This window comes from Virgisporangium aurantiacum (genome assembly GCF_016863635.1).
GTDB classification, from domain to species: domain Bacteria; phylum Actinomycetota; class Actinomycetes; order Mycobacteriales; family Micromonosporaceae; genus Virgisporangium; species Virgisporangium aurantiacum.
This window is the reverse complement of sequence record NZ_BOPG01000023.1, coordinates 130,864-157,230: the sequence shown is the minus strand read 5'-3', so window position 1 is coordinate 157,230 and position 26,367 is coordinate 130,864. Positions and strand designations below refer to the sequence as shown.

The 26,367-nt window shown below is 66.7% G+C and carries 24 protein-coding genes and 1 tRNA gene; 10 read left to right on the top strand and 15 right to left on the bottom strand.

Annotation, left to right across the window (positions count from 1 at the left end; genetic code table 11):
- The first annotated feature begins 254 nt into the window (after nt 1-254).
- Both Vau01_RS17945 and Vau01_RS17940 read left to right on the top strand, forming a co-directional pair.
- Nucleotides 255-3,833 (top strand): NACHT and WD repeat domain-containing protein, encoded by a 3,579-nt coding sequence (locus Vau01_RS17945; protein ID WP_203993819.1) that lies wholly within the window; start codon nt 255-257, stop codon nt 3,831-3,833.
- A 286-nt stretch (nt 3,834-4,119) separates the two neighbouring features.
- A complete protein-coding gene (locus tag Vau01_RS17940) occupies nt 4,120-5,079 on the top strand; it encodes a hypothetical protein (protein ID WP_203993817.1) in 960 nt (319 codons plus the stop codon).
- A gap of 364 nt (nt 5,080-5,443) precedes the next feature.
- Here Vau01_RS17940 and fxlM read toward each other — a convergent pair whose 3' ends face one another.
- From fxlM to fxlA, 4 genes are all read right to left on the bottom strand, one after another.
- Complete coding sequence (fxlM, locus tag Vau01_RS17935; protein WP_203993815.1) at nt 5,444-6,649, bottom strand: methyltransferase, FxLD system; 1,206 nt, start codon at nt 6,647-6,649, stop codon at nt 5,444-5,446.
- 35 nt (nt 6,650-6,684) lie between these two features.
- Nucleotides 6,685-7,818 carry a lanthionine synthetase C family protein gene (locus Vau01_RS17930; RefSeq protein WP_203993813.1) on the bottom strand — a complete coding sequence of 378 codons (1,134 nt, stop codon included), beginning with the start codon at nt 7,816-7,818 and terminating at the stop codon, nt 6,685-6,687.
- Entirely contained in the window at nt 7,815-10,859 is a 3,045-nt protein-coding gene (locus Vau01_RS17925; protein ID WP_203993811.1) for a lantibiotic dehydratase, read from the bottom strand. Before Vau01_RS17925 ends, Vau01_RS17930 begins: the two co-directional genes overlap by 4 nt.
- Before the next feature lie 85 nt (nt 10,860-10,944).
- Nucleotides 10,945-11,100 carry an FxLD family lanthipeptide gene (gene fxlA / locus Vau01_RS17920; RefSeq protein ID WP_239151673.1) on the bottom strand — a complete coding sequence of 52 codons (156 nt, stop codon included), beginning with the start codon at nt 11,098-11,100 and terminating at the stop codon, nt 10,945-10,947.
- A 428-nt stretch (nt 11,101-11,528) separates the two neighbouring features.
- On the opposite strand from fxlA, the gene Vau01_RS17915 reads away from it, so the two are divergent.
- The 4 genes from Vau01_RS17915 (at nt 11,529) to Vau01_RS17900 (ending at nt 14,731) form a co-directional block, all read left to right on the top strand.
- The gene (locus Vau01_RS17915; RefSeq protein ID WP_203993809.1) at nt 11,529-12,410 is read left to right on the top strand and encodes a helix-turn-helix domain-containing protein; all 882 of its coding nucleotides are present in this window, start codon (nt 11,529-11,531) and stop codon (nt 12,408-12,410) included.
- On the top strand, nt 12,407-12,625 hold the full coding sequence (locus Vau01_RS17910) for a DUF397 domain-containing protein (protein WP_203993806.1): 219 nt from the start codon (nt 12,407-12,409) through the stop codon (nt 12,623-12,625). Before Vau01_RS17915 ends, Vau01_RS17910 begins: the two co-directional genes overlap by 4 nt.
- A gap of 100 nt (nt 12,626-12,725) precedes the next feature.
- On the top strand, nt 12,726-14,153 hold the full coding sequence (locus Vau01_RS17905; protein WP_203993803.1) for an NsdA family TPR-like regulatory protein: 1,428 nt from the start codon (nt 12,726-12,728) through the stop codon (nt 14,151-14,153).
- The gene (locus Vau01_RS17900) at nt 14,150-14,731 is read left to right on the top strand and encodes a flavin reductase family protein (RefSeq protein WP_203993801.1); all 582 of its coding nucleotides are present in this window, start codon (nt 14,150-14,152) and stop codon (nt 14,729-14,731) included. The genes Vau01_RS17905 and Vau01_RS17900 overlap by 4 nt, the downstream gene beginning before the upstream one ends.
- Here Vau01_RS17900 and Vau01_RS17895 read toward each other — a convergent pair.
- The gene (locus tag Vau01_RS17895) at nt 14,716-14,982 is read right to left on the bottom strand and encodes a hypothetical protein (RefSeq protein ID WP_203993799.1); all 267 of its coding nucleotides are present in this window, start codon (nt 14,980-14,982) and stop codon (nt 14,716-14,718) included. The two genes, Vau01_RS17900 and Vau01_RS17895, sit on opposite strands and share 16 nt — an antisense overlap.
- Before the next feature lie 226 nt (nt 14,983-15,208).
- Here Vau01_RS17895 and Vau01_RS17890 point away from each other — a divergent pair, with 226 nt between their 5' ends.
- Entirely contained in the window at nt 15,209-16,039 is an 831-nt protein-coding gene (locus Vau01_RS17890; RefSeq protein ID WP_203993797.1) for a DUF5753 domain-containing protein, read from the top strand.
- Nucleotides 16,040-16,192: 153 nt separating this feature from the next.
- Entirely contained in the window at nt 16,193-16,396 is a 204-nt protein-coding gene (locus tag Vau01_RS17885) for a DUF397 domain-containing protein (RefSeq protein ID WP_203993795.1), read from the top strand.
- A gap of 28 nt (nt 16,397-16,424) precedes the next feature.
- Here the strand turns inward: Vau01_RS17885 and Vau01_RS65245 are convergent, their stop codons facing one another.
- From Vau01_RS65245 to Vau01_RS17850, 7 genes are all read right to left on the bottom strand, one after another.
- A complete protein-coding gene (locus tag Vau01_RS65245) occupies nt 16,425-16,679 on the bottom strand; it encodes a GntR family transcriptional regulator (RefSeq protein WP_203993793.1) in 255 nt (84 codons plus the stop codon).
- 65 nt (nt 16,680-16,744) lie between these two features.
- The gene (locus Vau01_RS17875; RefSeq protein ID WP_373320269.1) at nt 16,745-17,998 is read right to left on the bottom strand and encodes a relaxase/mobilization nuclease domain-containing protein; all 1,254 of its coding nucleotides are present in this window, start codon (nt 17,996-17,998) and stop codon (nt 16,745-16,747) included.
- 233 nt (nt 17,999-18,231) lie between these two features.
- Entirely contained in the window at nt 18,232-18,657 is a 426-nt protein-coding gene (locus Vau01_RS17870; RefSeq protein ID WP_203993789.1) for a hypothetical protein, read from the bottom strand.
- A 103-nt stretch (nt 18,658-18,760) separates the two neighbouring features.
- Complete coding sequence (locus Vau01_RS17865; protein WP_203993787.1) at nt 18,761-19,024, bottom strand: hypothetical protein; 264 nt, start codon at nt 19,022-19,024, stop codon at nt 18,761-18,763.
- 328 nt (nt 19,025-19,352) lie between these two features.
- A complete protein-coding gene (locus Vau01_RS17860; RefSeq protein ID WP_203993785.1) occupies nt 19,353-19,748 on the bottom strand; it encodes an Imm1 family immunity protein in 396 nt (131 codons plus the stop codon).
- A gap of 38 nt (nt 19,749-19,786) precedes the next feature.
- Nucleotides 19,787-20,839, bottom strand: coding sequence for a DUF6244 family protein (locus tag Vau01_RS17855; RefSeq protein ID WP_203993783.1), 1,053 nt, complete (start codon nt 20,837-20,839; stop codon nt 19,787-19,789).
- 460 nt (nt 20,840-21,299) lie between these two features.
- Nucleotides 21,300-21,698 (bottom strand): Imm1 family immunity protein, encoded by a 399-nt coding sequence (locus Vau01_RS17850; protein ID WP_203993781.1) that lies wholly within the window; start codon nt 21,696-21,698, stop codon nt 21,300-21,302.
- An 89-nt stretch (nt 21,699-21,787) separates the two neighbouring features.
- Between Vau01_RS17850 and Vau01_RS17845 the strand changes: the two genes are divergently transcribed.
- Together Vau01_RS17845 and Vau01_RS17840 are read left to right on the top strand one after the other, a co-directional pair.
- Complete coding sequence (locus tag Vau01_RS17845; RefSeq protein ID WP_203993779.1) at nt 21,788-22,351, top strand: NUDIX hydrolase; 564 nt, start codon at nt 21,788-21,790, stop codon at nt 22,349-22,351.
- A 516-nt stretch (nt 22,352-22,867) separates the two neighbouring features.
- Complete coding sequence (locus Vau01_RS17840; protein WP_203993777.1) at nt 22,868-24,223, top strand: site-specific integrase; 1,356 nt, start codon at nt 22,868-22,870, stop codon at nt 24,221-24,223.
- Between the two features lie 86 nt (nt 24,224-24,309).
- Here Vau01_RS17840 and Vau01_RS17835 read toward each other — a convergent pair.
- The 3 genes from Vau01_RS17835 to Vau01_RS17825 form a co-directional block, all read right to left on the bottom strand.
- Nucleotides 24,310-24,383, bottom strand: a tRNA-Ile gene (locus tag Vau01_RS17835).
- Between the two features lie 113 nt (nt 24,384-24,496).
- Entirely contained in the window at nt 24,497-24,970 is a 474-nt protein-coding gene (locus Vau01_RS17830; RefSeq protein WP_203993775.1) for a hypothetical protein, read from the bottom strand.
- Between the two features lie 9 nt (nt 24,971-24,979).
- Complete coding sequence (locus Vau01_RS17825) at nt 24,980-26,302, bottom strand: MFS transporter (RefSeq protein ID WP_203993772.1); 1,323 nt, start codon at nt 26,300-26,302, stop codon at nt 24,980-24,982.
- Nucleotides 26,303-26,367 lie beyond the last annotated feature (65 nt).

Genomic DNA, 26,367 nt, shown 5'->3' with positions numbered 1-26,367 from the left:
CAGGTTCCGAAAGTGATCTTTCTTCGCTTTGCCCTCAGCCGAACAACGCTAGTGGTCGAGGAGGTAATAGACAAGCATTGGCGCCCCGCGTTCGATGCGCACTGGCGATCTTGGCTTACGCCTTGCTGCCCGACCGCCGGGGCCCGCTTCGCCAACGGAGTTGACCAGCTGGCCATCAGATCCATCAACATTCGATTGAGTGATACGGAGCCTGCCCACTTGTAGCGCCTCCCTGGATATAGTCCTATCGATTGATGAGGGATGTTAAGCGCGGCGGCGAAATCAGTGCCCTCTTGATCAGCATCTTCTTCGGGTTCGCCATCAATATCCTTACCGCCGAGACGGACGGCTGGTCAGGTCCGCTGAAGCCGGTGATGCGGTATCCGTACGTGTGGGTGCCAGCCGCTGTTGTCGGGTGGGTCGGCTGGCTGTTGTGGCGGCGCTGGCGGCACCGGATCACTTGGACCAGCGGCGAGAATCCTTATCCGGGCCTGGCCCCGTTCGCAGAGGACAGGTCCTCAGTCTTCTTCGGCCGGGACGACGAGATCAGGCAGACACTGACCCGGCTTGAGCGTTCAGGCCTCTCTCCTGCGCAGCGCGTCGTGTCTCTCGTTGGCCCATCGGGGGTAGGAAAGTCGTCCATCATCCAGGCGGGAGTCTTGCCTCGCCTGCATCGACGATGGAAGCTGCTTGGTCCACTACGCCCGGCCGCGAACCCCTTCCTCTCGCTCGCCCAGGCGCTCGGAGCCCCAGACGCAGACACCAACGACGTCGCGCGACGACTCCGCGATGAAGCGAGTCGCCTGCCCGATCCGGCATTGACGAGCGCAGTCGAAGCTGTCCCCGACGTGTTTATAGGTCTTCTTGCCGTTGGACAGCATCCGGTCCTGCTCGTTGTAGATCAATTGGAAGATCTCAGCACGCTTACCAGCGAGGAGGATCGGCGTTTGTTTCTGCGGCTGCTCGCCGCGGCGTTGGCAGCGCAGCCAGCATTGCGACTGCTGCTAGCGATGCGACCCGAGCTCCTGGCAACTGCTACCGAGGTGCAGCCGCGCCTCATCGCGCATCCGATCCCCATCGGACCGCTAGGGCCGAATCGCATTCGCGACGCCATCGTGCTGCCGGCCAACGCGGCGGGTGTCCGGTTCGAGAACGGCCTGCTCGAGGTGATGGTGGCCGAAGCCACGGTCGGTGACGCGCTGCCGCTGCTGGGCCTCCTCCTTGAACGGCTCTTCGAGGAAGCCGCTGACGGAGTCGTCACGAACGCTCAATACGACCGTGCCGGCCGAGTCGGTGGCGCGATCGCGTCGCATGCAGATGGCGTATATCGGGCGTTAATAGACGAACATCCGCAGGATGCCGTGGAGGGGACCTTACTTCGTTGCGTCGCTATCGAGGGTAACGAGCCTGTGCGGACCCCGGTGTTCCGCAGTTCATTGGACGAGATCAGCAGCCGAGTCATGGCCGAACTACGAGCCTCGCGTCTCGTGGTCGACGTCAACGACGGTGCGGCGTTCGAACTCGCTCATGATGCCCTGTTCCGACAGTGGACCACGTTGGCAGACCTCGTAACGCGCAACGCGCAGCGGCTGCGCCAGTTCACATTGCTGGAACACCGCGCGACTGCTTGGGCCGCGAATCCGGTCGCTGACGAACTACTACGCGGACAAGCGCTGGACCGGGCCGCGCAGGTGATTACCAACATGCTCCCGTCACCATCACTGGCCGCCTTCTTCGCCGCGTCTCGCTCAGCTGACAGCGCAGACCTATCACGACGCGCCGATCACGCCGCGTCGTGGGCGCAACAGGTACGAGAACGGGACCACGATTTGGCGGTGGCGATTGTCATGGCGGCGGTCCGGGAACTGACTGCGTCGCCCGCGGCGAAGCTGACACTTTGGGGCCTGACCGCCACCGGCGACACTTGGCGGTTGCCAGTCGGGCATACAGCCACCGTCACGAGCATAGTGTGGTTGCCAGCGTCGGGCGGGTTGCGCTCAGTCGACGGGTCCGGCGTGGTGTGTACCTGGCGCGAGGACGGCGAGCTGGAGCGCATCCACCGGATAGGCGGCGCGCGTATCGGCGGCGAAGCGCGATTGAATGACGACGGCACCTATGCACTCGTTGCCGAAGGGCACGACGCGGTTGGTTTGTGGCGCGTATCTGACGAGAGGTATCTCGGCAATCGCGGCGGCTTCGGGGTGTCGATCGACACGTTTTCGTGGTCCTCTGATGGTCGTTTCGCCGGGCAGTACGACTTTCGCGAGATCGATGTGTACTCGGTGCAGAGCACTCCGGTCCAACATATTTGCCGCATTCCGGTTGAACATGTGCGCGCGACGTCTTGGTCGCCGCAGGGCGACATGCTCGCCATCGCGACCGGAGACTCGCTCAAGGTCTTCACCACAGGCTCAGTGCAGCGATCCGTCTTGAGCGTTCAGACCGTATGGTCCACGCCGTCGATCGCATGGTCTCCCGACGGGTCTCGGCTCGCGGTGACAGCGCAGACAAAGTCAACCCAGTCCGAGGACAGCATCTTCTCAAGCAGGCGCCTGCTACGCATCTATCACGTCGGAACCAATCGGTTGGAAGGCGAATGGGAGCTTGTCGCGGGCAAAGCAATGGCATGGGCGCCGGAGGGGGAGGAGATCGCGTACGTGCCGAAACGCGGCCGACACTCTTATGTCGGCGTCCGCGATGTCTCCACCGGCGCCGTGCTTCGTCGACGACGTCGCCGTGACGAACCCAAAACGCTGAGCTGGTCGGTCAATGGCGCTCGGCTGGCTTTCGCAGACAGCTTTCACGGTGCCGAGATCTGGGACCTTGCCGCGAACACGCTGTGTCACCTTCCCTGTGGCAAGGTGGACGGCGTGTCGTGGTCGCCGGACGGTATGCGCGCCGTCGTCGGTAATTCCCGTATCCCGCCCCGAATCGTCGGATCAGACGCTTCATCCACAGCCCTGTTGCACGACGGGAGAGCCTGGCGATTCCGGTGGTCCCCGTGTGGAAGACTAATTGCCGGGGCCAATCGCACGATGGTCCACCTGTGGGATGCGGAGTCCGGCGTCAGGGTCGGCACGCTCGGCCCCGAGACGGCGGTGCGTCGACGACGGCAGCGACGATCAGACTCTGACCTTTCGATGGGCTCGTTCGAGTGGTCACCCGACGGCATCAGAATCACCGTGTCAATTTCTGACTTCTTCGGCCACGTTCCCACCACCGTCCGGGTCTGGGACGCGACGACCCGGCAGGTGCTGTCCACTATGACCGGCGACGGGCCACTCGGTGGGCCGCTCACCTGGTCGTCGGACGCCGAGTTGCTGGCTGGCTCAATCGGCGGTGGCGACATTGCCGTATGGCGGGCCGACACGGGCGTGTTAGAGCTCAGGTTGCGCACGGGTCACGACCGGGCGAATAGGCTCCGGTGGTCACCCGCGACGGAACGTCTCGCGGCGGTGTTCGCCGATCAGGTGGAGATCTGGAACCCCGTCGCTGGCCAACTCCTCGCCCGGTGTGTCGGACATGCGAGCAGCATCGACACGGTGTGCTGGTCGCCGGACGGGCACCGACTCGCAACCATCGCTGGTCATACGCTCTACCTCTGGCAGTCGGACGACGGCAAACCGCTGGCCACGCTAGACCTGCCCCGTCTGGCAACAGTGCGCGACCTACGCTGGACCGGTTCGCTGACCGCCACTTTCGACGACGGCATGGTCACAACCTGGGATGTGCCCAGCGAGTCTGAGCCGCCGGCTCTTCCAGCAAGCGACGGCGGCCGGTCACTCACGGAGGAGGAACGTCGCCGGTTCGGGCTGCCCACGACCGTTCCCTAATTGCTGGCGTCTGGCCGTAAGGCTCTCCCGGCGATAGCTCTCGCTGGCCGGCCAAGGTTGGCTCGTCGATCTCGATCGTAACGTCCAGCACCGCCCCGTCGGCCGTCCGGGCGATGCGAGGCTGTGCTACCGTCCGTCTACAACCGGGCGCGGAGGCTCGGACGGGCAGGAATCGGGAACCCGGAGTTCGAGTTTCTGCCGTAGAGGGTGTGGGGCACCTCTCCGCAGCGAACGGACGTATTGGACGCGTGACAGCAGGCTTGCCGGGAAGCGGGAGTAGTCACGTATGCCTAATTCTCGTCGCCGTCAGACGGCTGCAATCCGTTCCCAATTCACGGGTGAATCGAGTTTCTTCGCTGCACGCGGCATCCCGCGCGATCGGTCGATCGGGCTTGACCAGTGCACGCAAGTTCAACAACGACTCCGCGCTTATCTGGCTCTCTACCTGTTCAACAGCGGAAAGCGAGCCGCGCTGCCAGATACAGACTTGACGGCAGCGATCACCATGTACTCCCTCGTGGTATCGGCGCACCGCGACAAGCTGATTCTTATTACAAATGCCCCGGCAAACGTCGCCGCTCGAATCTGCTGCGAAGCTGACTCGATACATGATCGTGGCGTTCCAGGGATGCGATTGGCAGGCGTCGCCGGCGTCTTCGACTCGTACTATTTGCATCATCTTCCTACCGGCGGCACCCTCGTTGTCACTCAACCTCAAGGCCATCTCGATCCGCCCGTACCTGCGGATACTGCTGCCGCACGCCGCACGTCTAACTGGGCCCTGCTGGGCCAGCCGATGAGTCGTGCGGAGGAGAATCGACATGCGGCGTGGCCGGCGATGAGTCCGTCAATGACGCCGCTACTTGCCGGATTGGTCACTCGACTCAACCTGTCCGACCCTGGCGGGAGCTGGGCGACAGGCACGTGGTTCTGGGACCCGCTGCAACAGAGCCGAAGCCGGCCGGACATCTCGACCCTTGGGCTGTGTGCCCGTCGGCTCTGGGGAAGCGGCGACGACTGGGCGCTGTCTTGGGAGGGTTACCCTTTCGCTGCGGACTTGATCTGCGCGATGACCGATCCTGTAGCAGGGGTCGCTGGACTGACCGTACTGCGCCATGAACAGCGCACGGTCCTTTGCCTTGGTTCCGCGCGTTTGACAGTGATCCACACCCCAAAACGATCGCGCTCGACGGAAGGTAGAGTTGGCCGACGGGCCGCTGCTCTGAACGCCGAGGGCGGCGTCTGATGCGCCGCCTTTCAACGCCGGTCACGGCCATTGCCGGCACGGTATCGGCGGTCCTGGCAATTGGACGCGCCGGTGCGATTGTGATTTTGGCGGCCTTCTTGGCCTTCGCCATGATTGTCGGAGCACTTTGCTGGGTCGTCGCCGACGCCAAGCGCCCCGCCCGACTCGCGATGTTGGTCAGAACCTACAGAACGAGTGCCTTGCTGGGATCCGCAGATCCCGGCAAGTCGACCAGGTCGAAGTCACCGCGTCGTGGTGTGAACAGGGCACCTGTCGAGACCCCGACCAGGCAAAGACGCGGGCCCTGAGGCCGATATCAAGGAGCGATCAAGCTCATCGAGCGCGCAAAACGCAGACTCTGCCCTCAGTAGACCACAAGGATTCGAATGTAGGGCTTATCGATGACAAAGTGATCGGGGATCCAGTCGTCCGGCGAATTCGTTAAGTACGCCTTCACGGCCGGTAAGTGGTCACGGTTCCGACCCCAGACGCGGATCTGGTCGCAAAGCCGTTCGGCGAGTTGCTCACCGTCGTCGCCGTGACCGTTGGCGCCGAGCTCCCACTGCCGCTGGTCGCCAACGCCTTCGAGCTGGCGCAACGTGAAGTAGGCAAGCGACGCACCTTCGACGATGGCTGGGCTACGCGCGGGAGTGGCCGGCGTACAGAGACCGGAGTCGACAGCCGCTCGTTCAGCGGCGATACGGCAGGTTCCAGGCTCGGTCGCGGTAAGGCGAAGCCAAACGCCATCGAAGGGCTTGTTGGGGCCGAGCGTCACGCCTGACCAGACGTCATGCCTGGGCTGGTCGAGAACTCCGTGCAGCGTTGCAGGGTCGATCGGTTGATCGTCGTCCCAGTAGAGGGCGACCTGGCCCTCGGCGTCGATGGTGGCGGTATGTTCGCCGTCCTGGCCGATCATAGGAACAAAGCCGCACAGCTCGACCCAGGCGGAGACCCAGTGTGTTTCGGAACGGACGAACGCGACCGCGCGGGTCTGGCCGCGCCAGCGCAGCGGGACGACGAGCCGGCCGCCGGGTTTGAGCTGGTCGAACCAGGCAGTGGGGATGTCCCAGGCGCCGACGGTGACGATGATCCGGTCATACGGGGCGTGCTCGGCTGCGCCAAGGGCGCCATCTCGGGTAATGACGTCGACATCGCTGTAGCCGGTGGCGTCGAGGGCGTGGCGAGCGCCGGTGGTGACGTCGGAGTCGATATCGACAGTGGTGACGTAGCCGCCCGGTCCGGCGAGGTGGGCGAGGAGGGCGGCGTTGTAGCCGGTCCCAGCGCCGATTTCGAGGATGCGGTGACCGGGTTGGACGTCGAGGTTGTCAAGCATGACGGCGACGAGGCTGGGGACAGAGGCGCAGGACAGGTGAGTACCGTCGGCGGCGCTCTTGGTGATGACCGCGACGTCGTCGTACGCCTGCTCGACCGGCGCTGCAGGGACAAACTCGTGGCGCGGGATGGCGCGCATCGCGTCCTCGACCCGTGCCGAGGTGGCACGGGCGGTGACGATGGCGTCGACCATCCGGGCGCGCAGCTCGTCCGGTGAGGTACCGGTAGCGGTGCTCATCAATCGTCCTTTCGTAGAGTGCGCAGGTGGCGGCGTTAGGCCAGAAGTAGGCAGGCTTCCCATCGCGGCGCCACGGATCTGAACTCGACGGATTCCTTCACAAGGTGGACGCCAGCGGTGCCTTCCAGCAGTCCGTCGTGATCAGGAAGACCCCGTTGCAGAAGGACCTTCCGCGTTCTGCGTTCCAGGCTGGGAAGGAGATCGTAGAGCTGGCCGGTCATAGCTTCCGCCGCGACTCGGCGGGTGGCGTGAAGAAGCCCGGCCCAGCCGTGGCACAAGGATGCGTCGTTGAGAAGGTCGAGCTCGTTGGTGAGGCAGCCAGCCAGAGCACCTTCGGCCTCCTTCTGGCGGTCGGTGTCGCCGAGTGCGATGCCTGCCAGCTGCTGGGCGCGGGCCAGTCCGGGGGTGCCGTAGCACCAGGACGGTCGCTGCGGTAGGTGGTCGGTGATCTGACCGGTCCGTCTTACGATTCCGGGCCATCGCGGGTGCGGGTCGGTGAGGCGCCATCGGTCCAGCCAGGTGCAGATCCGGATGATGGCGTCGCGGTGGCCGAGGACGGTGATGCGGCGGTTCATCGCGGTCGACAGTAGTGCGAGCGGTCCGGCGATGCCGTGGGCCATGCCGAGGTTGGCGTGACCGCCCGGCCAATCGGGTGACGGTCGGTCGTCGGGGCCGTTGCTCGTCCACCAGCCCGGTAGGGTCTCGCCCTCGTGGTCGAGCGATTCGGTCAGCCGGACGAGGTAGGACAGCACCTCGCGAAGGAGTCCGTCGTCGGGGCGGTGCAGTAGGTATGTGCCGATACCCGTTAGTCCGCTGATCAAGTCGAACTCGCGTAGCGCCGGGAGTTGCCCGCTGGTGATCCGGTCGTGCGCCCGATCGAGACGGCGCCGGGTCAGGACGTCGATGTGGGCGTCGAGGGCGTCGATTGCGTCTGCGTAGGCGGGGTGGTCGGCGGTGCGCAGGGCGAAGGCGATGGCTGGGGCGCCGGCGTAAAGGCTGGCGTTCGCGTTGGCGTTGACGGCGTCCCGGGTCATGATGCGAGCCCACCTATGAGCCGTGGCCCATGGTCCCGCGCCGGCTTGGGCTCGGTGGATGTGCAGCAACGCGATCCCTGCAGCACCCCTTCCCAGCGACTGCCCCCAACCGGGAGACGATGGGCCAATGATCATGAGGCCCGGCTCGAGTCTTGGACGCGCCAGGCGAGCGCGGCCTGGCGGGCGAGCCGGCGACAGGTCGCCTCGCTTTCGGGGTCGATACCGAGGATTCGGTTGTGGTGCAGGTGCAGCAGCGACCCGAGGACGGTGTTGGTATCGGTGCTGGGAGCGAGGGCCTCGCGATAGGTGGCCAGCGCCGCGGCGCGGTCGCGCATCGCGTCGACAAGGGCGGTCGGCAACTCGGCTCGGCCGGGAAGGACGCTGTCGACTGCCCATCGGACGGCCTGTTCGGCGGTCGTCCGGTCCGGGCTGGTGGCGGTGATCGGACGGTTGACGAGCCAGCTGACGGCTTCGGCACGGTTGCCGAGGAAGCCGTGGACGATGTCGAGCATGCCGATGGCGGTCAGGGCAAGTCGGTCGATTGCCATCGTGGGAAGTTGCTGCAGCGCCGTCACTGCCGCGCGCGAGTCGGCGGCGAATACCGCCTCGGCGGAGTCCATAGCTGTTCCGGCTCCGTAGCGCCCGGTCTCCGGGAAATAGCTGTCGAGGACGACATCGGCGATCACGCTGTCGTCGCGGAGGTTCTGCGCCCAGTCACCGACGTTTCTCATACAGGCGCCATAACCTCGATCCGAGGTGGACAAGCGGAGCCGGAGATGATCCCTCTCGTGTGGGCCGCGGTAGCGGATGAACCAGTACGTCGGCTGGCCGTCGAGCGATGCAAGCAGCGTTGGCAGGTACCGAGCGATCAACTCGTCGAGACGCTCAGGGTGGGTGAAGAGTTTTGCGGAGAGCCACCTCCCAGAGCCGGGTAGGTGTCCGTGCCGGTTGGTGATCGTAGGAGCGGTGCGAACTTCCGGTGACGGTGCCGGAGATCCAGTTCGGACGAGCGGTATGGCGATCTCGTGGGCATGACCGCCGATCCAGCCGAAGTCATCTGAGGATGCGGCTTCCGTGAAAGCCGCTTCGCCGTCGCGATCGATCCGGGTGCGCAAGATCGTCAGATGTGCCTGCTCGGCGAGGTCCATCCGTAGGGTGCGGTCGGCTGCGCGCAGTTCGACGATGTCGGGGCAGCGCCAGCGTTGTCGCCAACGGTCGAGTGCCTGGTGCCACGCTTGGTTGCCGGCTGTAGCGGGCGGGAGGTCGTTGCTCGTGAGGCGCCACCGAGCCGGGGACAGGACGGTGCGGCCGTGGCGGATGCGGGGCAGGTAGGGCAGTCGGTGGAAGTGCGGTCCCCAGTCGAACTCGTGCCAGCTGGCGGAGAAGGCGCGGGACAGGTGAGCGAGGAAGCGGGCCAGCGGTGGCGGCTGCTTCTCCAGCGACAGTGCGTGGAACACCTGTGGTTCCACGAGCCGTCGCCGGGACAGCGAGACGAGGTATAGCCGGTTCAGGTCGGCGGAGATGGCGAGGTCGTCAAGGGTGATGACACCGTCGCCGGTGCTGCGGTGCTCGCCGAGCGTCATGACCTGGGGCAGGTAGGCGGGTATCCGGCAGACGTTCTCGGCATGCGGGAACTGCGGAGGAAACGACATCTGAACCGGCAGCGCGCCGTCGATGGCGAGTGGTACTGCTTTGTAGACCTCGTCCAGTCCAGTACCGGTCGCGGTGACTGTGAACCGGGACGTCAGTGTGCCGGCGGATCGGGCCGGGGCAACGGTCAGCGTGTAGTCGCCGTCGTTCAGCGCCGTGGTCGACGAGGCATGGATACGGGCGGCCAGTTCGACGTGCGGCGGGATATAACGGGGGTCGAAACCCTCTTCGGTGAGTGCCTGGGTGGTCGTCTCGGACAGCACGATCTCGTGACTGTCGTCGGCGATTGCCTGCCATGCGAGGGCGAGCAGCACCTCGTCCCGCTCCGACGCAGCGAGCGGTCGTCGGGTGTGAACGCTGCCGGGATAGCCGGCCGGGTAGCCGAGCCCGGCGTCCGCGTCGACGACGTCGGTGACAGGGACGAGCGTTCCCGTGCCGTATCGGGCGCAGAACTCCGCGTGGTAGTTGTGCCAGACCGGCTCGCCGGTGGCCCGACGAGTCAGCCGGAGAAGCACGCTGGCGGCCTGCTCCAATTCCTTGATGACGTGGCGCGGGATCTCGACCTCACAGTCCAGGCGTAGATCGACCGCGAGAGGTGTACGGCCCGCCGAGGACAGGCGCCGGATCGGCTGGGCGACCTGTGCCCGTATGGCGGCTCTGCCTCCGGCGACGCCTGGTTCATTGTGGCCGCGGAGTTGCCGGTACACCGTCGCCAGGTCCGCGATCAGCGGAGCCACGCTCGGTATCGCGGCGGCTTCCACGGCACGCAGTCGCTGCATCAGGTACGCGAGCGGGTCCACGACGGTCAGTGGCGCTCGGAGGCAGCTGATCAAGAAGCCTTGCCGGATCAGATCAGTCAGCATTCGCCGCGCGCTCGTCGCACCGGCGCCGGGGAATGCGTCCACGAGCTTGTCCGTCAAGACGGTGAATCTGACCGGCGATCCTGCCGCGGCGTGAGCCTCGGCGACGGCACGGGTGTAGCGCACGTTGGCCCGATGCGGACCACGTGGTACTTCCCATCGGGCGCCACGGTGCACCGCGAGGTCGTTGCACACGACGTCCAGGCGCTCCAGCAGTTCCGGCACCGCTTCCAGCCGGTCGATGACGTCGGTCAGCCACTGCGTGTCCACGCGGGCGACCGCCCGATGGCGAGAACCCCACCGCACGAGGGCGGATGGCCCGACGGACACCGGCGCTACCCCAGCGAACAGGCCGAACGGGGTCGGCCGTCCGACGGCCCGCAGCAGGTACCGCAAGGTCGCGGCGGCGGCGCGAAGCACCACCTTCGGCTCGAAGGTGCCGCCAGCGTTGATCGCTTCAACCCGGCTGCTCAGGGCCGGACTGGCTTGCCCAACTGCGTCGGCGAAGTCCCACACCGCCCACACTCGTTTCAGCCAGGTCCGGCAGGATGCGACGTTGTTGAGGTCAGGCCACTCGTCCGGGGTCGCGTTCAGCGATACGGCTGCAGCCCGCAGCAGTGCGCCGCCGCCATGCCGGTACAGCGGTTCGTTTTCGGATGCGCTCATCACACGTCCCTTCGACGGAGCGCTGCGTGGAGATGCGCGGTGAGGTCAAGACGGCCTTGACCCCACCGCATTCATTGGGCTCTGATTACGAGTTGCTCACGCAGGACGAGGCGCACGTGGCGGCGCAGCCGTCGCTGGTGTCGCAGCCGCGTCCGGTGTCGCCGACGTTGGCGTCGGTGACGATCCGGACGTCGAGGGTGAAGATGTCTTCGGTGTCGGTCATGTCGAGCGTTGTTGGCATGGGCTTGCCTCCATCTCGGATTGGTTGTTGGAACCTCGGGACCTCGTCATGCCGGCAGTGTCCGAGGGATCCCCGACCCGCCGCCGCGCCTCGATGGCAGCGACGGCGGGTGGCGCAGTCGACAAGCGGTTCGGTGGCCGCCTCGCCGGATGAGTGTGCATGTCACCCTCCGCTCGGCCCCGATCGATGCGCTTGCTTGTCGCACGTCCACCATCGCGGACAGTCCAGGCGGCGGGAACGCCGACTACCGGGGCGACTGGTGGGGAGACATACCGGGAGACTTGACCGGCGTTCTTGCCCCTGAGCTGGGACTACTCGCCAACCAGCATCGTCGGCCGTGTTCCATGGATGCGGCTTCGTCGCTACTCTCGCCGACACAACGGTCCATGAGGGTGGACCGACCACCGCCGACTACCGAGGTGCGTCCCGTGATCAGCCCGTACGTCCGCCGACGAAGGTTGGCGGCCGAGCTCATCCGGCTGCGGGAGGAGCACGGATACTCGGCCGACCGGCTGGCTAAAGCGATCGGCGTTGCGCGGCAGCGGATCAGCCGGGTCGAGAACGGCCACGTGCGCCCCGACCTCGACGAGGTCATGCGCATCCTCGACGTGCTCGGCGTCGGTGAGAAGCGGTGGGCCCAGATCATGACGATCGCCCGCGAAGCGCAGGAACGCGGCTGGTGGGAGAAGTTCGCTGACGAGATGGGACCGCGCCAGGCTCTGTACGCGAACCTGGAAGCTGGCGCTGCACGCATCTGCGAGTACCAGATGACGCTGTTGCCCGGTCTGCTCCAGGTGCCCGATTACACCGCCGAGCGCATCCGTATCGACAAGGCCGACTGGTCAGAGCAGTTCGACCCGGCCCGCGCATTGGAAGCCCGGGCAGGCCGCCAGCGCCTACTCGTACGACCTGGTGGCCCCTGCTACGAGGTCATCATCGACGAACTGGCCGTGCGTCGCCCGGCCGCGCCGCCGTCCGTCGTCGGCGCGCAACTTCGACACCTCGTCGACGTCGGTGGGCAACGGGCGAAGACGACCATCCGCGTGCTGCCGTTGACCGCTTCGATCTCCGGGCATGCGGTTCCGAAATCGGCGTTCTACATCTACCGCTACCCCGACCCGGGCGATCCCGTCGTCGTCGCGGTCGACACCGTCACGTCCGACCTGGTCCTCACCGAACCGGCCGACGTTACCCACTACCTCAACCTGTACGAACGCCTGCAGGACGCCGCACTCAGCGCGACCGACAGCCTCACCTTCCTCGCCACGGTGGCGAAGGAACTTCTCACCGAGACGGGACAACAGATTTGAACCTGTTCACCAACTGGCGCAAGTCCAGCCGCAGCAGCGGAGGCGGCAACTGTGTCGAAGTCGCGACCGCATCGGACGGCACGATCGGCGTGCGCGACTCCAAGAACCCTGAGGGAGGGGTTCTCGCCTTCCACCCCATCGTGTGGAGCGCGTTCACCGGCGCCGTCTGCGACGGCGAAATCCTGCCGGCCGGTTGCGGCTTGAACGTGACGTGACCACGCTGGCATGCTCACCGTAAATGCACCTGCTCTACCCAGCCTCGCGCTACTGCGTGGCTCGGCAACTACAAGGTTCGTCTTCGGAGGTTTGGCGGTCGTGAGCCGACGTCACAAGCTCCCGCCGAACAAGCTCCTGCGCGACGCACGACTGCGCATCACGTCCCCGTCCGGATCTGGCCGGCCCATGTCGCGTCAGGAACTCGCGGACGCCGTCAACACAGAGCTTTCGCGCACCGACCCGCGAGAAGCGAACCTCGACGCCAACCACATCGGCAAACTCGAACGCGGCGCACACCGGTGGCCCAACGATCTCCGCCGCACCGCGTTCAGACGCGTCCTGCAGGTAGCGAGCGATCGTGACCTGGGCTTTTACATCATCCGTGGCCTCTCGACCGGGCCGGCCGATAAAGTCGGCTCATGGCCGTCACCTGCGGTAGGAGGTGTGGTGGACCGGCGAGCGCTGCTCATTAAATCTGCTGCGCTCGGCGTGGGTGCCGGACTGACCGCGCAGGCGATGATCCGCCAGGCCGCCCACGACTCCACCGCGATCAGCACCGCTGCGGCAGACGTGATCGCCCCGGCGACTGTTGACGAGATACGGAACGATCTCCGGCGGCTGACGACTGACTACATCACCACCTCCGACCTGCCGAAGATCCTTCCGGACGCGTTGAGCCTGCGGGGACGGCTGGCTACCCTCCTCGACGACTTGAAGACCCGTCCCAAGGACAACGAAGAACTGCATCTCATGATGGGAGCGACCTGCCTGCTGCTGGCGTCGATCTCGCACGACGCCGGCGAATCCCAGGCCGGAATGGCTCAGGCCGAGGCCGCCGAGACGTTCGCTGAACTCGCCCAGCACGCTGGCCTGCTCGGTTGGGTGCTGTGCGCGAAGGCGATGATCGACCTGTGGCGCCACCGGCCCACGGCCGTCCTGGAACACGCCGAACGAGGCGCGGCCGTGGCAACCTCGACCAGCGCTTCTCTTCGCTTGCAAGGCCTGCACGCGCGGGCACTCGCCCAGCTCGGCCGCACCCGCGAGGCCACAGCGATCCTCAACCGGACAGAGAGCATGAAGTCGGCAAGCGGTGCGGATCCGATTGCCGAGTACGGGTCGCTGTTCTCGTTCCCAGAGAGCCGCCAGCGGTACTACACGGCCGTCACTAGCGCCCACCTCGGCAACTGCGCCGCCGTCGAACGTGCGGTGGCCGAACTCGGTCACGGCGACCAGCCACCCTCGACCGGCGCGTGGCCCGTGAGTTGGGCGCTGAGCCGCAGCTATCTCGCCCTCGCCCGGCTCGACAATCGCGGCTCAGGTGGAGGACCCGAAGCAGCGACCGCCGCGCTCGCACCGGTACTGACCGTTCCCCCGTTCCAGCGGATCAACCAGCTCGACCAGGTCATCTCCACCGTTAGCAGCCGACTCACCGCACCTGCGTACCACGACGACCGCGCTGCGCGGGCGCTCGCAGATGCGATCCGCGACTTCCGTCGTTCTCCCCGATCGTTGGTGGTGCCATCGTGAGCTTCCAACCCGGCCCGGTGGCAAAGGCGCATCGGCTACTCGCTCCACGGATCGCTTACCTGATCGGAACGCGGTCTCCCGAGGGCGAGCCGAACCTGATCCCTATCTCGAACATCACCTCGGTATCGACCGATCCGCAGCTGGTGCTGCTCGCGGTCCTCAAGAAGTGGCAGACCTGCCACAACCTGATTCACGGCAACGGATTCACCCTCTCCGTACCGACAGTCGGCCATCTCGACGGCGTCTGGAAGCTTGGCGCCCGCTACTCCCGCTACACCTATTCCGACCGCCGCGCCAAGCTCCGAGACTGCGGACTGCACACCACCGACAGCCCTGAGCTACCTGGGCCGATTCTCGAGAACGGGGTCGGCTGGCTGTCATGCGAGATTGTGAACCGACCCGACGTCAATGGCGACCACGGACTCTTCATCGGTGAAGTTGCTGGCGTCCAGTTCAATCCGGAGTTGTTGACGGCCGACGGAACACCGGTTGGAACCGTCCGACCGCTTATGCAGATCACCGGCAATCTGTTCACCACCGCGGGAGACGCCACGAGCGTCCCCTACGGTCCGGACTGATCACCGTCCACTCGCGGAAAATCCAGGAACACCCTCGCCGGCTCGGCCTGAAGGTCATCTTCGTTCGCAACTGTTGTCGCCAACGCATCGATGTCTGAGATGGACCGAACGACTTCGACGACGCGTAGGGCGAGATCCGCAGCTGCCCGTTGATCTGTCAGCCACGTGTACAGGTTGATGACGAAGAACGACGGCTCCTCCCGTGTCAGAAATCCAATGGTTGGCAACGTTTCACGCTCGGCTGTAGTCAAGTGCCCTCGCTCGTCGTTCTCGCTGACATGTTACGTGCGCCCCAGGTAGAGGCGCAGCACGTGCGGGCTCAGCTCGGCGATCTGGCCGACGGCGAACTGATCCAACGTTGATCAGCATCGGCGTATAGATGGGTCGGCGCAAAGGTTCATTTTGAAAAGTCGCATTGGTGGTCTGTTTCATTCAGGCTTTCTTGCGAAATCACTACGCCCAACCCGGAGGACAAGGATGCCACTGCAAGGTTCGACTGTCGTACGCCGCCAACTGGGGCGGCGGCTGCGGCGACTCCGCAATGCGGTGGGCAAAACCGAGGTGGACGTCGAGGAGGCATGCCTCGCATCGCGAACGAAGTTGTGGCGCATCGAGACCGGCAAGGGTCCCGTCAAAGTCAGCGATGTCCGCGGTCTGTGCTGGCTCTACGGCGTAGATGCCAAAACCACCAACGCGCTGGCAGCGCTGGCACTGGCGACGAAAGAACAGGGTTGGTGGGAAGACTACGAGGCGGACTTCCCCAGCTGGTTCAGTTTCTACATCGGCTTAGAGTCAGCCGCAGACGAGATCCGAATCTACGACCCTGAGTTGGTACACGGGCTACTGCAGACACCGGACTACGTCCGGGCACTGCGCCAATCGGTCAACCCGCACGACTCCGAGGAAGGCGTCCAGGGGCAGATCAACTTACGAATGGAACGACAGCGGACTCTTCATGACCGGACGCTACCCCTACGGCTCGTCGCGATCCTCGGCGCGGGCGTCCTCGCGCGTCCCGTCGGCGGGCCGGACGTGATGGCCGACCAGGTCGCTCGGCTGCATGAACTCAACCGCCGCGAGCACGTCGACATTCGAGTCCTGCCATGGGAGGTCGGAGCCCACCCGGCCATGCACGTCGGGGCCTTCACCATCCTGGACTTTCATAACGACGACGATCCCGCCGTGGTGTACCTGGAGTCCCAGACCGGCGCGCGCTACTTGGAGAAGCCCGAAGAGCTGAACGAGTACCGCCGCATGTTCGACCGGATCTACGACAAGACCATCTCCATTGAGGTCCATGATCGCTGATCTCAACCGACCGCGACGCTCGACGGGGCCGCCGCGCCCGCTCCTCCGCGATGCAGGATGAAAGGTAGTAACCGACCGACGCCAGGCCGCCGCGGTGACCCGCCGAGGACGCCTAGCGCTGGTCCAGGCCGACCCGCGTCGAGGAGCAGCAGCATGGTCACAACGCCTTGGATCAAGGCCAGCAAATCCGGCGGCAACGGCGGGCAGTGCGTCGAGGTCCGCCGGCACGACGACATGATTGAGATCCGGGACTCTAAGGACGGGGGCGTCGGACCCGTTCTACGTTTCACGCGTGCCGAATTCGACGCGTTCCTCGACGGCGCCCAGCGCGAGGAGTTCCACTATCTGGTCGACTGAGGTGCGCCGAGTCTGAGCCCGGTCGTCCTCAGTTCGCCTCGTCCGACACAGGTTCTGGCCGAGCCAGTATGCAGTCCTGGGCCGACGTGGTGACGATGACGCCGGCCTCTCGCAACTCCGTCAAGGCTTGACGGGCAGTTCCGCGAGACACGCCATAGTCGCTCTGGATCTCGCTCTCCGTCGGAAGCGGCATTCTCGGATCTCGGCCCGGGGCGATCGCGCGGCGAACGATCTCAGCCGCGATCTGGCTGTGAACGGGCAGGGGTCCAGCGTTGTCGGTCACGGCGGAGATCGTAAGCGTCACGTCTTGTCTTGTCTATATACGTCTGGCCGGACGTGCGCGCTCCCTCAACGCCGACGATGCGAGCCGCGGCGATGATCAGCCCCAACAGCCTCGGGATGACCGAGTCGGGTGTTCCGGTTCTGCCCGGCCCGACCGATGCGACTGTCCTCAGCGATGAAAAGCGATACCGAAGCGCGTAGCCGTCTGGCCGCCTCGCGGGCCACACGGGCTTGGTTGAGGCGGGCCTGCGCCTGGCGAAGTTCGGCGAGCGCATCGGCGAGCCCAGCGAGCGCACGGATGAGGTGCAGCATCATCACGGTGTCCCGGTCGCGGGACAACCGGCCCATGACAGCGATCAGACGGGACATGGCACCCAGCCCTCCCGCTGCCGGAACCGGCCGCGCCGGAACATGGGCGCGAGCTTCGTATGCCGCCCGATCGAAGTGATCAGCGGCGTCGGTGAGAGGTCCGCCGCCTCGTCCTTCCCAGGCACGGGCCGCGGTGAACAGCAGGTCCGCGGCGGCGCCGGCGATCGTCGCCGCCGCGGCGAAGTCGCGGGTGGACCGCATCGCGGTGACGGCGTCCCGGACCACCGAGGCCATTCGCTCGGCCAGATCTACCGGGATTGTCCCCTGGGCCGCGATCTGCGCCGCCGTCAGACGTGCACGCGGCGTGTCCTGACCGCTGGTCCCGGTCCACCGCGACCGGAGACGCGGCAGCGTGAGATCAGGCGCGAGGCGGCCGCCGCCGTACCAGACTGTGCCACCAGCCGCCGTCGTATGCCCCGGCAACCCGACCGAGTAGCCGGTCACCGCAGACGGGTCGACCGTGCTGTGCCGTAGCCGCACCAGAACCCCATCCCGGCCGAGCCGCTCAAAGAAGTCCGTCTCATCGAACGCCGCGACGGCGGCCGCCCGGACCGCGCGGCGCAACTGGTCCCGCGGTGTTGTTCGGCTCGCTCGGCCGGCGGCCGCCAGCCTTGCCGTCTTGTTCAACTCGGCGGGCCCCGGCCAACGGCGGGAGCCGTGCCCGGCCGGCGCCACCCGGTAGAGGCCGAGTTCTTCCTCCAACCGGCGGCATGCCGCCTGGGCCTTACGTTTGTCGTACGACGTCCACGCGGTGCGCCGGTCCTGCCGAACCCGCGTCGCCACCAGATGGATGTGATCCTCGGCGTGCCGCACGGCGACCCACCGCACCGCCCGGGTGTCGCCGTGCGGCGCCAGGCCGACAGCGGCCATGACCTCGGTGGCGATGTGCGCCCACTGGGCGTCAGTCAGCACGGGGTCGGTGGGATGGGTCCGGATCGAGCAGTGCCACACGGGCCGGCTCGGCGGCTTCCACCCGACCTTGACCGGCTGCTCCAGCAACTCGGCCAACCGGCGCACATCGCGGCTGCCGTCAGGAGCAACCGGCGGCTCCAACGCCGCCAGATCGCCGGCGCTCCCCCACGCAGCGACCAGATGCGCATCGACGTGCTCCTCCCGACGGCCGGGGCCAAACAGGTACCGCAGCAGGCGACCGACGTTGACGCCGCGCGGGTGCACCGCCGGGATCACGGCAGTCGCCGGTGCACGCTCGAGATCAGCTCGTCCGCTGCGGCGAGGGTTCGGGTGCACATCGCCACGACGGTGCGCAGCCACGTGGGCGGTTCACCCGTGCTGTGGAAGGCGGTCACCGCCTGGTTCAGATTGGTCCCGACGCGGTTGACGGCCGACCGCAGATCGAACAACTCGACCTGCACCTGCGCGAGCGACTCCTCCTGGACCGACTGCGGGCTTCCAATCGTCATTTCGCCGCGGGCGGCGGCGAGGGCCGCGACGGCGCAGAACCCGGTCGGCGTCAGTCCCACCCGACGCGCTGCCGCGGCCAGTTCCTCCCGCTCAGCCACCGTGAAGGACGGGTTGATCCGCGCGGTGCGCGCCGTCGACTCCCGGCGCCGTACCCGACCCGAACGTGGAGCCGAGAGCCGTCCGTCCACCGTCGCCTCCTACCGACCGCGAGCTTGGCGGTCGGCCGAAGCGTGACCGACGGGGGTTGACGGAACCGTTAGCGGCGGCGCTACCGCGCGGATGCTGGCCGCGTTAGCGGCCCTGGTAACACGTGTGCTGACCGCGCCCGGTCGGCACACGTGTTACATAACAAGGCAACTTGCTCCCCGCCCAGCCGCGGTGGGCGGGGACGGTGGCGTGCAGCCAGGCGGCCACGTCGGCCGCGCCGTGGGCCGGTGACCGGGACAGCGCCGCCCCGACGGCGTACAGCTGTGGGGACGGCAACAGGACCCGTTCCCCCGTGGTGAGCGGCAGCCGCACCGTCCGGTCCGCGCCGTTGATCACCAACTCGGGCATCGTCCGGTCGGCCAGGCGGCCCATATGCCGACCGGTCGCGGGCCAGTCAGCGCATGGCGGGTCGGGCGCAGGGTCGTCATCTACGGCCGCGAGCAGGTCCAGTCCGAGCTGGCCTGCTCGGCCGACCACTGGTCCACGTCGACCCGGACGGCATCGGCACCATCACCTTCGACCGCACCCCGATCCTGAGCAACGCACGATGGGACCGAGGTCGCGGCGGGCCCCGCTTGGCCGGCGCGCCCTACCTGTACCGGATCGCGGAACCGGAAAGGCGGCCAATCTGATCTTCGCAGCCCAGGAGAAGATCCCCGCTGACTCGGACCGCGGGTCAGCTCTCCGCCGGAGCCCACTCGACGCACGTTGGTCGCTTGCCGGTGGCCGCGTACTCGAGGAACGCCGCGCGCGCGGTGGCAGCACTGACCCGGGCTCGCGTGCCGGTAACGACGAGCGCCGCCGCGTCGACCGATTCGATGACCGTGAGCGACGGGCCTGGCTCCAGCTCAATCGCAACGCTGCCGTCCGGCTGCCAGGTCAACGCGGCCCGGTCGAGATCGACGTCGATGTCGATGCGCAGGTCCATCTTGGCCAGGTTCAGGCCGTAGCGGCTCGGATCGTCGGCGGCACCGGCGGGACCGACCCACAGCGACTGTCCCGACCCGCCGTGTCTGAGAATCGCCGTGACGGTGTCATCGAAGAGCACCGCGGCGTCGGCGGCGTCGAGCAACGGCTCCTGCGAGGCCATATAGTCGATCAACACGTAGGTCATCGTCGGATCAGCGTACCGGTGCCGATGATGGTCTTGCGATGGAACGTCCGGCCGCCGTCGACGGTGACCCACACGGTCATGCGCGAGTTGACCGGCATCGCCCCCGGTAGGTAATTCTCGCAGGTCAAGGCGTCGTCCCGGTCGAAGCCTCGGCTGCCGCACATGGTGTTGTCGACGACGATCTCCGCATCGGTAAGGTTCCTCTTCCGCATTGTCGCGGCCACCCGCATCTCGGGATGGACGACGAAATGGTCCGGCACGTGCGGGTACGGGCGTCCATCGGGGCGAAGGATCCGCCCGGAGTCAAGGTCATCGGCCATAGTCTGGTACTGGCGCCGGCCGCCGGAGACGTGCTTGTCTCCGTCGTAGATGACCACGGTCTCGCGGGGGTCCTTGTCGAACCGGGGCTTGAAGTCCGCGGCCGCATCCCGAACGTGAGACGGCGTGTCCTTCGCGTCGACCCTGGTCCAGCCCTCGGTCACCGGCAGCATCGGCCGGATGCGGGTCTGTTCGTCGGCGGTGAGGTCGGCCGTCGCCCTTCCTGCTGCGAAGCCGCCGCCCGGGTCACCGAGGCTGGTGGCTTGCGCTACGGCGGCGGTCACGTCCTGCCTGGTCCGGTTCACGATGCCGACCGTGGTGGTCAGTGTCGCCCTGACGGCGTCGAGGGCGGCCAGCATCGGGCCTGGTCGGCCGCCCCGGAGGACGGTGATCGCCGCTTGGCGGGCCTTGGATAGCTCGCCCAGAATCGCACCCAGGTTGCCATGGAGCGCGGCAAGTGAGGCGTCCAGTGCCGACAGGGCGGCGACCGTCTGCGGCGGTGTCGTTTTCGACGGCACGCCGGCCGCGGACGTTACGACATTGCTCGCTTCATCAGTGGCCGCATTGATGTCAGCGCGGACCTGCTCGGTCACCTGGTACACGTGGGCCATGTTCTGAGCTATTCCGGCGAGGCCCGCATGGGCCGCGCGGGTGGCTATCGACCGGGCGGTCTCGTCGGCCCTGCCGGCTTCCTGAAGCGCCTTCGTCAGCCCGGTGATGATCCTCGCCATGTCAGCGCCGATCGACTCCAACGTCGGCAGACAACACCTCCAGCGAAGGATCTCTATCCGCGACACATCGACACTCGCCGACGTGAGGCTTCGATCCTATGCGCCCCCGGGCGTTGCGGGCGGGCAGTCCGAACTCCAGGAAAGATGATCGCGGAGTCCTCGGGTTGGCAGAAGCCGTCGTCGACCGCTTCGACGGGGTGGTCGATCTTGTCGAATCCGATCACGACTCCGTCGCCCGGTCGGTGGATGGCGTTGGAGAGTCGCAGGTTCGGGTTCGACGCCGATTCCGCCTTCGTGGCCGAGCCAATGAATAGAAGAGCGTTCGGGGGTGCCCGACGCCAGTTGTCGCGGCCCCACAATCAGTAACAGCGCGGCGCTACGGTAGCGCCTCGGCGCCGCGCAGCAACGCATCCGTCAACGGGTCGGTGCTATATGCGAATGCCGGATACGTCGCGGAATGCTATGCGTTGTCGGGCGCCCACTCGACACTGGCTGGTTTCGCTCCTGTGGTGATGTACTCGGTAACGGCGCCGTGGGCGGTGTCAGCACTTACGCGGGCGAGCTCCGCGGGGATCGTCACAACGTCGTAGTCCGACGATTCCATCACCACGATCGGCCCCACCTGGTCGAACTCCTCGGCATGTGTCCCGTCAGGAAGCCACCGCAGGGCCGCACGTCCGTTGTCGTAGTCGATGTCTAGGCGAAGGACGTCGTCGGCGCCGACCGGCGCGAACCAGTAGGCGTTGGCCCGTCCACCGTGGGGTGCGAACGCCTCGCGCCGCTGGTCGAAGAACTCCCGTACCGCGTCGCCGTCCGGCAGTTCTCCCTTGCACATGTCGAAGTGAACGCGGAAGGTCATGGTCTGATTCTCTCACCGTACCCACGCAGGTCTTCGCCCCTTCCACCTCGACGTCAGCGTGATGGCGCAGTAGACCATGATTGCTGAGCATGGGAGCGGAACCGCGTCGTGCGAGCGAGTGGACCATCCACGGCGAGCGGATCATCGATGACAGCCGCCGCACTGTTCTCAGCGTGGCTGACGTCGAACTACCGGACGGCGTGCGGTTCGAGCAGTACGTCCTTCGCGTTCCCGCAGCAGCGATGGTGGTCGTCCTCGACGACAGGGACCGAGTCCTGATGATGTGGCGGCATCGGTTCATCATCGACCGGTGGGTGTGGGAGCTGCCCGGTGGCTACCTCGACCCCGGCGAGGAACCGGCCGCGTGCGCCGCGCGGGAGGTCGAAGAGGAGACGGGCTGGCGGCCCGGCCCTATGACGCGGCTACTCGCGTTCCAGCCGATGGTAGGCACCATCGACCAGCCGAACGTCGTCTACCTCGCCCGCGGAGCGGAGCGAACCGGACTTGCCCCAGACGTGAATGAGGCCGAGCGGATCGGTTGGATCCCGCTCGGTGAGGTGCAGCAGCACATCCTCAACGGCGAGATCGTGGGCGCCGGATCGGTTGCCGGTCTGCTCGCAGTGCTACTGGCCCGGACGGCGGGCCAGTTGTAGCGGCCGAGGATGCCACAACAGCGGCGGCGACGCCCCGGAGCGGAGCCGCTACGGTAGCGGCTCTGCACCGCGCAGCAACGCTTCCGTCAACGGGTGTGTGGTATACGCGTACCCGAGCGCAAACGGAGACGTACGAACGTGCCAACTTTCATCGAACGATGTGTTCATCCGTACCGTGTAGTGCCGGCTGGTGCTGAATGCTTTGCACCGCAACGGTTCCGCCCACGGTCCGTCAACCCTGGCGAGTCATGCTGTCGGGATGGGGAACCGTCGTGTGCCGACGTCGGACGAGATCCGGGCGTGGCCAGTAACCGTTGATGTTCCGACCGCGGGCCGTGCCTTCGGCCTTGGGCGGGACGAGTCGTACCGCCTCGCCCGGGCAGAGATGTTCCCAGTACCCGTGCTGCGTCTCGGGCGCTTCCTCCGAGTCACCCGTGGTGCATTGCTGAAAGCACTGGAAATAGGAGACGAAGCCCAGCCATACTCCACTGTGGACCCATCAACGAAGGGAGATCCGTGAACCGAAGATCCGCCAAGTACGGCAAAGGCATCTACCAACGATGCGACGCAACCTGTCCGCCGCAGGGCAAGACGTGCCGGGTGCACATGTGGTCGTACTACGTCGAGCTTCCCAACGGGCCGAACGGGCAACGGCGGCAGTGGACGAAGAGTGGCTTCGTCACCGCGAAGGAGGTCGCAGACGCACGAAACCACACGATCGTGTCAGACCAGTCCGGCCTGCTTCCCAGCAACGGCAAGCAGACCGTCGAAGACTGGCTCACCGGGTGGCTCGAGGGCAAGACCGGCTCCGAGTCGATCCGGTCGACGACGGCGTTCGCGTACCGGATGCACGTCGACAAGTACCTCATCCCGTACCTCGGTCACATGCGGCTGATCGATCTGAGGCCACGTCACGTCACCGACATGCTCATTGCCATCAGGAAGGAGCATGAGGAGAAACGCAGCAAAGCGTTGACAGCTAACGCAATCTTTGACACCGAAGCCGAAGAGCTCAATCGAGCAACACCGAGGAGGAGGAAGAACCAGGCCAGAATCAAGGCCAAGCACATTCCCGTACCGAGACCGTTCGGCCCGGCAACGGCCCACAGGCTCAGGGCAACGCTCCGAAGCGCCCTCAACGCGGCAGTCAGAGCAGGCGAGGTCCCGCGCAACGTCGCCTCCCTCGCGGACGTCGCGAAGGCGAGCAGAGCCAAGGTGAAAGTCTGGGAACCCGAGCAGCTGGGCGAGTTCCTCGACGCCATCGCGGAAGAAAGCGACCGTCTCCACCCGCTCTTCCACCTCGCGGCGTTCGCAGGGCTGAGGAGAGGCGAACTCTGCGGACTCAGATGGCAGGACGTAGACCTCGAAAAGCGAATCATCGACGTCACCTGGCAGCGGACCACCGCCGGACACCGGGTCGTCGAGTCCACCCCGAAGACGGACTGCGCCGAGTCCAGAGTGGACATCGACGAACGAACCACGAAGCTGCTGCAGAGGCACCGGAAGAACCAGATCGAGGAGCGGCTGAGATGGGGACCGGCCTGGCACGACACCGGCCTCGTCTTCACTCGGGAGAACGGCGCAGGGCTCCACCCGGACTTCGTCAGCTACCGCTTCGAGAAGCTCGTCGAGCGCCACGGCCTACCGCGAATCACGCTCCACAAGCTCAGGCACCTCGCCGCCAGCCTTCAGATCGCGGCCGGCGTCGACATCGCCATCGTCAGCAAGCGCCTACGGCACAGCTCGATCAAGATCACGAACGACACCTACGGCCACATGATCGGAACGATCGGCCGCCAAGCGGCCGAAGCGGCAGCCGCGTTGGTGCCGCTGAAGAACACCGGGGAAGCGTCGGGCAAGAAGCCCGCCTAACATGATCCCTAGCAAACCCCTAGCAACGAGGCTCCAAGATCATCTAGGGCGATCATCAACCGAGTAAAACCGCAGGTCAACTGCCGTGGGGCGGGCGGGGTTCGAACCCGCGACCGAGGGATTATGAGTCCCCTGCTCTAACCGGCTGAGCTACCGCCCCGGCACGCCCGATCTCCGTCCGGAGCCGGGCACGCGGCCTATTCTGCCTCAGCGGACCGGTCTCACCCACCCCTTACTCGCGGAACGTCGCAAACGGGGACGAAACTGACAATCCTAATGGTCGTCGTGGAGTTCGTGGCGGCGGATTTCGGTGAAGGCCGTGGTCAGGTAGCGGTCGATCGGGCGGGGGCCGAGCAGCGACGCGGTGAGCAGCGCGCCGTGGCGGGCCAGTTCCCGCGGTGAGGGGTCGGGAACCTCGGCGTTGTCGGGGTCGTGGACGCCCAGGGCGCTGGCCAGCAGCACGAGCACCGCGTGCGGGTCGACGTCGGCGGCCCAGGTGCTCGCCTGGGTGACGCAGTCGACGAGGGCGGCTCTGACCTCGTCGGCGCCCAGGCCGTCGGAGTTGTCCTCCTCGAGCAGGAGGCGGACGACCGATCCCAGGACCAGACCGGAGCCCTCGGTGGCGGCGAGAGTGGCCGCCGCGGCTTCCAAGGCATCGGCATCGCGGCGGACGGCGGCGTCGACGGCGGTTGCCGCCGCACCGGCGATCGCCCGTGCGGTTGTCGGTAGATCCCTGAGCCCGGTCACGGCTGCACGCTACCCGCCGGCACCGACAACCTCACGGTCCGCGCGCCGCAACCGCGCGCCGGGCAGGAACCGCGCCCCGGGCAAAAGAAGCGCCGCGACCATGCCCACCACCGCGACCCCCGCCGCACCCACAAGGCCCACCCGAAAACCCACCCCGGAACCCACCGACGACCCGGCCGCGAGGACGGCCAGGCCCAGCGCGGTACCGATCTGCGCCGACGCGGTGAGCACCCCCGAACCGACCCCACGATGCTCCGGACGGGCGGCCTCGGTGCCGGCCCTGGTCGAGGCGACCGACGCCGCACCGAGGCCGGCACCGACCACGGCGAACGCCACCGCGATCGCAAACCCGGCCGCCGCACCGAGTCCGGGCGCCGCCGCGCCGGGGCCAGGCGAAGGAGGAGGCGCGGCCCCGGAGAACAGCGCCAGAAGCGCAGCGCCGAACGCGATCAGCGCGAATCCGGCCACGGCTGTCCGCCGGTGCCCGGTGCGGCGTACCGCCCGCGGGCCGACCAGGGATCCGGCGACCACGCCGACGTTGAAGACCGGGAACAGCAAAACCACCTGGAGGTGGAGCATCGCCAGGTACATCGCCGGGGTGGTGGAGGCGGTCAGCAGAGCGGCGGTCAGGTTGGCCCCGGCCACCGTGGGCGAGCGCAGCAGGCGCGGCGGGATCAGCGGGTCCGCGTCCCGCCGGAGGTGCCACGCGAACAGCGCGATGAGCGCGGCCGCAGCCACGAGCGAAGCCCACGACAGCTGGACCAGGAGGCCCAGGGCGATGGTGATCGTCACGGCGCCGAAGACGTCGATGCGGCGGCGGCGAGCGGGAACCCGGGGCAGCACCCGCAGGGCGGACGCGATCGCGACCAGGCCGATCGGCACGTTGATCCAGAAGATGACCGGCCAGCCGAGGTGGTCGGTGACCAGGCCGCCGACGACCCAGCCGCTGCCACCGCCCACGGCCCCGGCCGCCGTCCACAGCCCGACGGCACGCCCACGGTGAGACACGAGGCCCAGCAACGCCAACGCCGCCGGAGCCGACAGCGCCGCCCCCAACCCCTGCACCGCGCGGGCGGCGATCAGCGCCGCCGGGGTCCAGGCCGCCGCGCAGGCCGCCGACGCCGCCGCGAACACGCCGAGACCGGTGACCAGCGCCCGCCTCGGCCCGAGCAGGTCGGCGACCCGGCCGGCGGGCACGAGCAGCGCGCCGAACACGAGCGTGTACGCGGTGACCACCCACGTGAGGCCGGCGTCGCTGAACCCGAGCGACGACCGGATGGCCGGCAGGGCTGTCGTGACGATCGTCGCGTCGAGCACCACCACGAACTGCACCGCACACAACACAAAAAGTGAGGTGTTTCCAGTGAAACGGCTCATGCTGGTAACAACACCATCTT

Excerpts from the sequence above, each read along its gene's own strand:
- Vau01_RS17945 (WP_203993819.1), top strand. The coding sequence starts at position 255 with ATGAGGGATGTTAAGCGCGGCGGCGAAATCAGTGCCCTCTTGATCAGC.
- Vau01_RS17940 (WP_203993817.1), top strand. The coding sequence starts at position 4,120 with ATGCCTAATTCTCGTCGCCGTCAGACGGCTGCAATCCGTTCCCAATTC.
- fxlM (WP_203993815.1), bottom strand. The coding sequence starts at position 6,649 with ATGAGCACCGCTACCGGTACCTCACCGGACGAGCTGCGCGCCCGGATG.
- Vau01_RS17930 (WP_203993813.1), bottom strand. The coding sequence starts at position 7,818 with ATGATCATTGGCCCATCGTCTCCCGGTTGGGGGCAGTCGCTGGGAAGG.
- Vau01_RS17925 (WP_203993811.1), bottom strand. The coding sequence starts at position 10,859 with ATGAGCGCATCCGAAAACGAACCGCTGTACCGGCATGGCGGCGGCGCA.
- fxlA (WP_239151673.1), bottom strand. The coding sequence starts at position 11,100 with ATGCCAACAACGCTCGACATGACCGACACCGAAGACATCTTCACCCTC.
- Vau01_RS17890 (WP_203993797.1), top strand. The coding sequence starts at position 15,209 with ATGCCACTGCAAGGTTCGACTGTCGTACGCCGCCAACTGGGGCGGCGG.
- Vau01_RS17885 (WP_203993795.1), top strand. The coding sequence starts at position 16,193 with ATGGTCACAACGCCTTGGATCAAGGCCAGCAAATCCGGCGGCAACGGC.
- Vau01_RS17865 (WP_203993787.1), bottom strand. The coding sequence starts at position 19,024 with ATGCCCGAGTTGGTGATCAACGGCGCGGACCGGACGGTGCGGCTGCCG.
- Vau01_RS17855 (WP_203993783.1), bottom strand. The coding sequence starts at position 20,839 with ATGGCGAGGATCATCACCGGGCTGACGAAGGCGCTTCAGGAAGCCGGC.
- Vau01_RS17850 (WP_203993781.1), bottom strand. The coding sequence starts at position 21,698 with ATGACCTTCCGCGTTCACTTCGACATGTGCAAGGGAGAACTGCCGGAC.
- Vau01_RS17845 (WP_203993779.1), top strand. The coding sequence starts at position 21,788 with ATGGGAGCGGAACCGCGTCGTGCGAGCGAGTGGACCATCCACGGCGAG.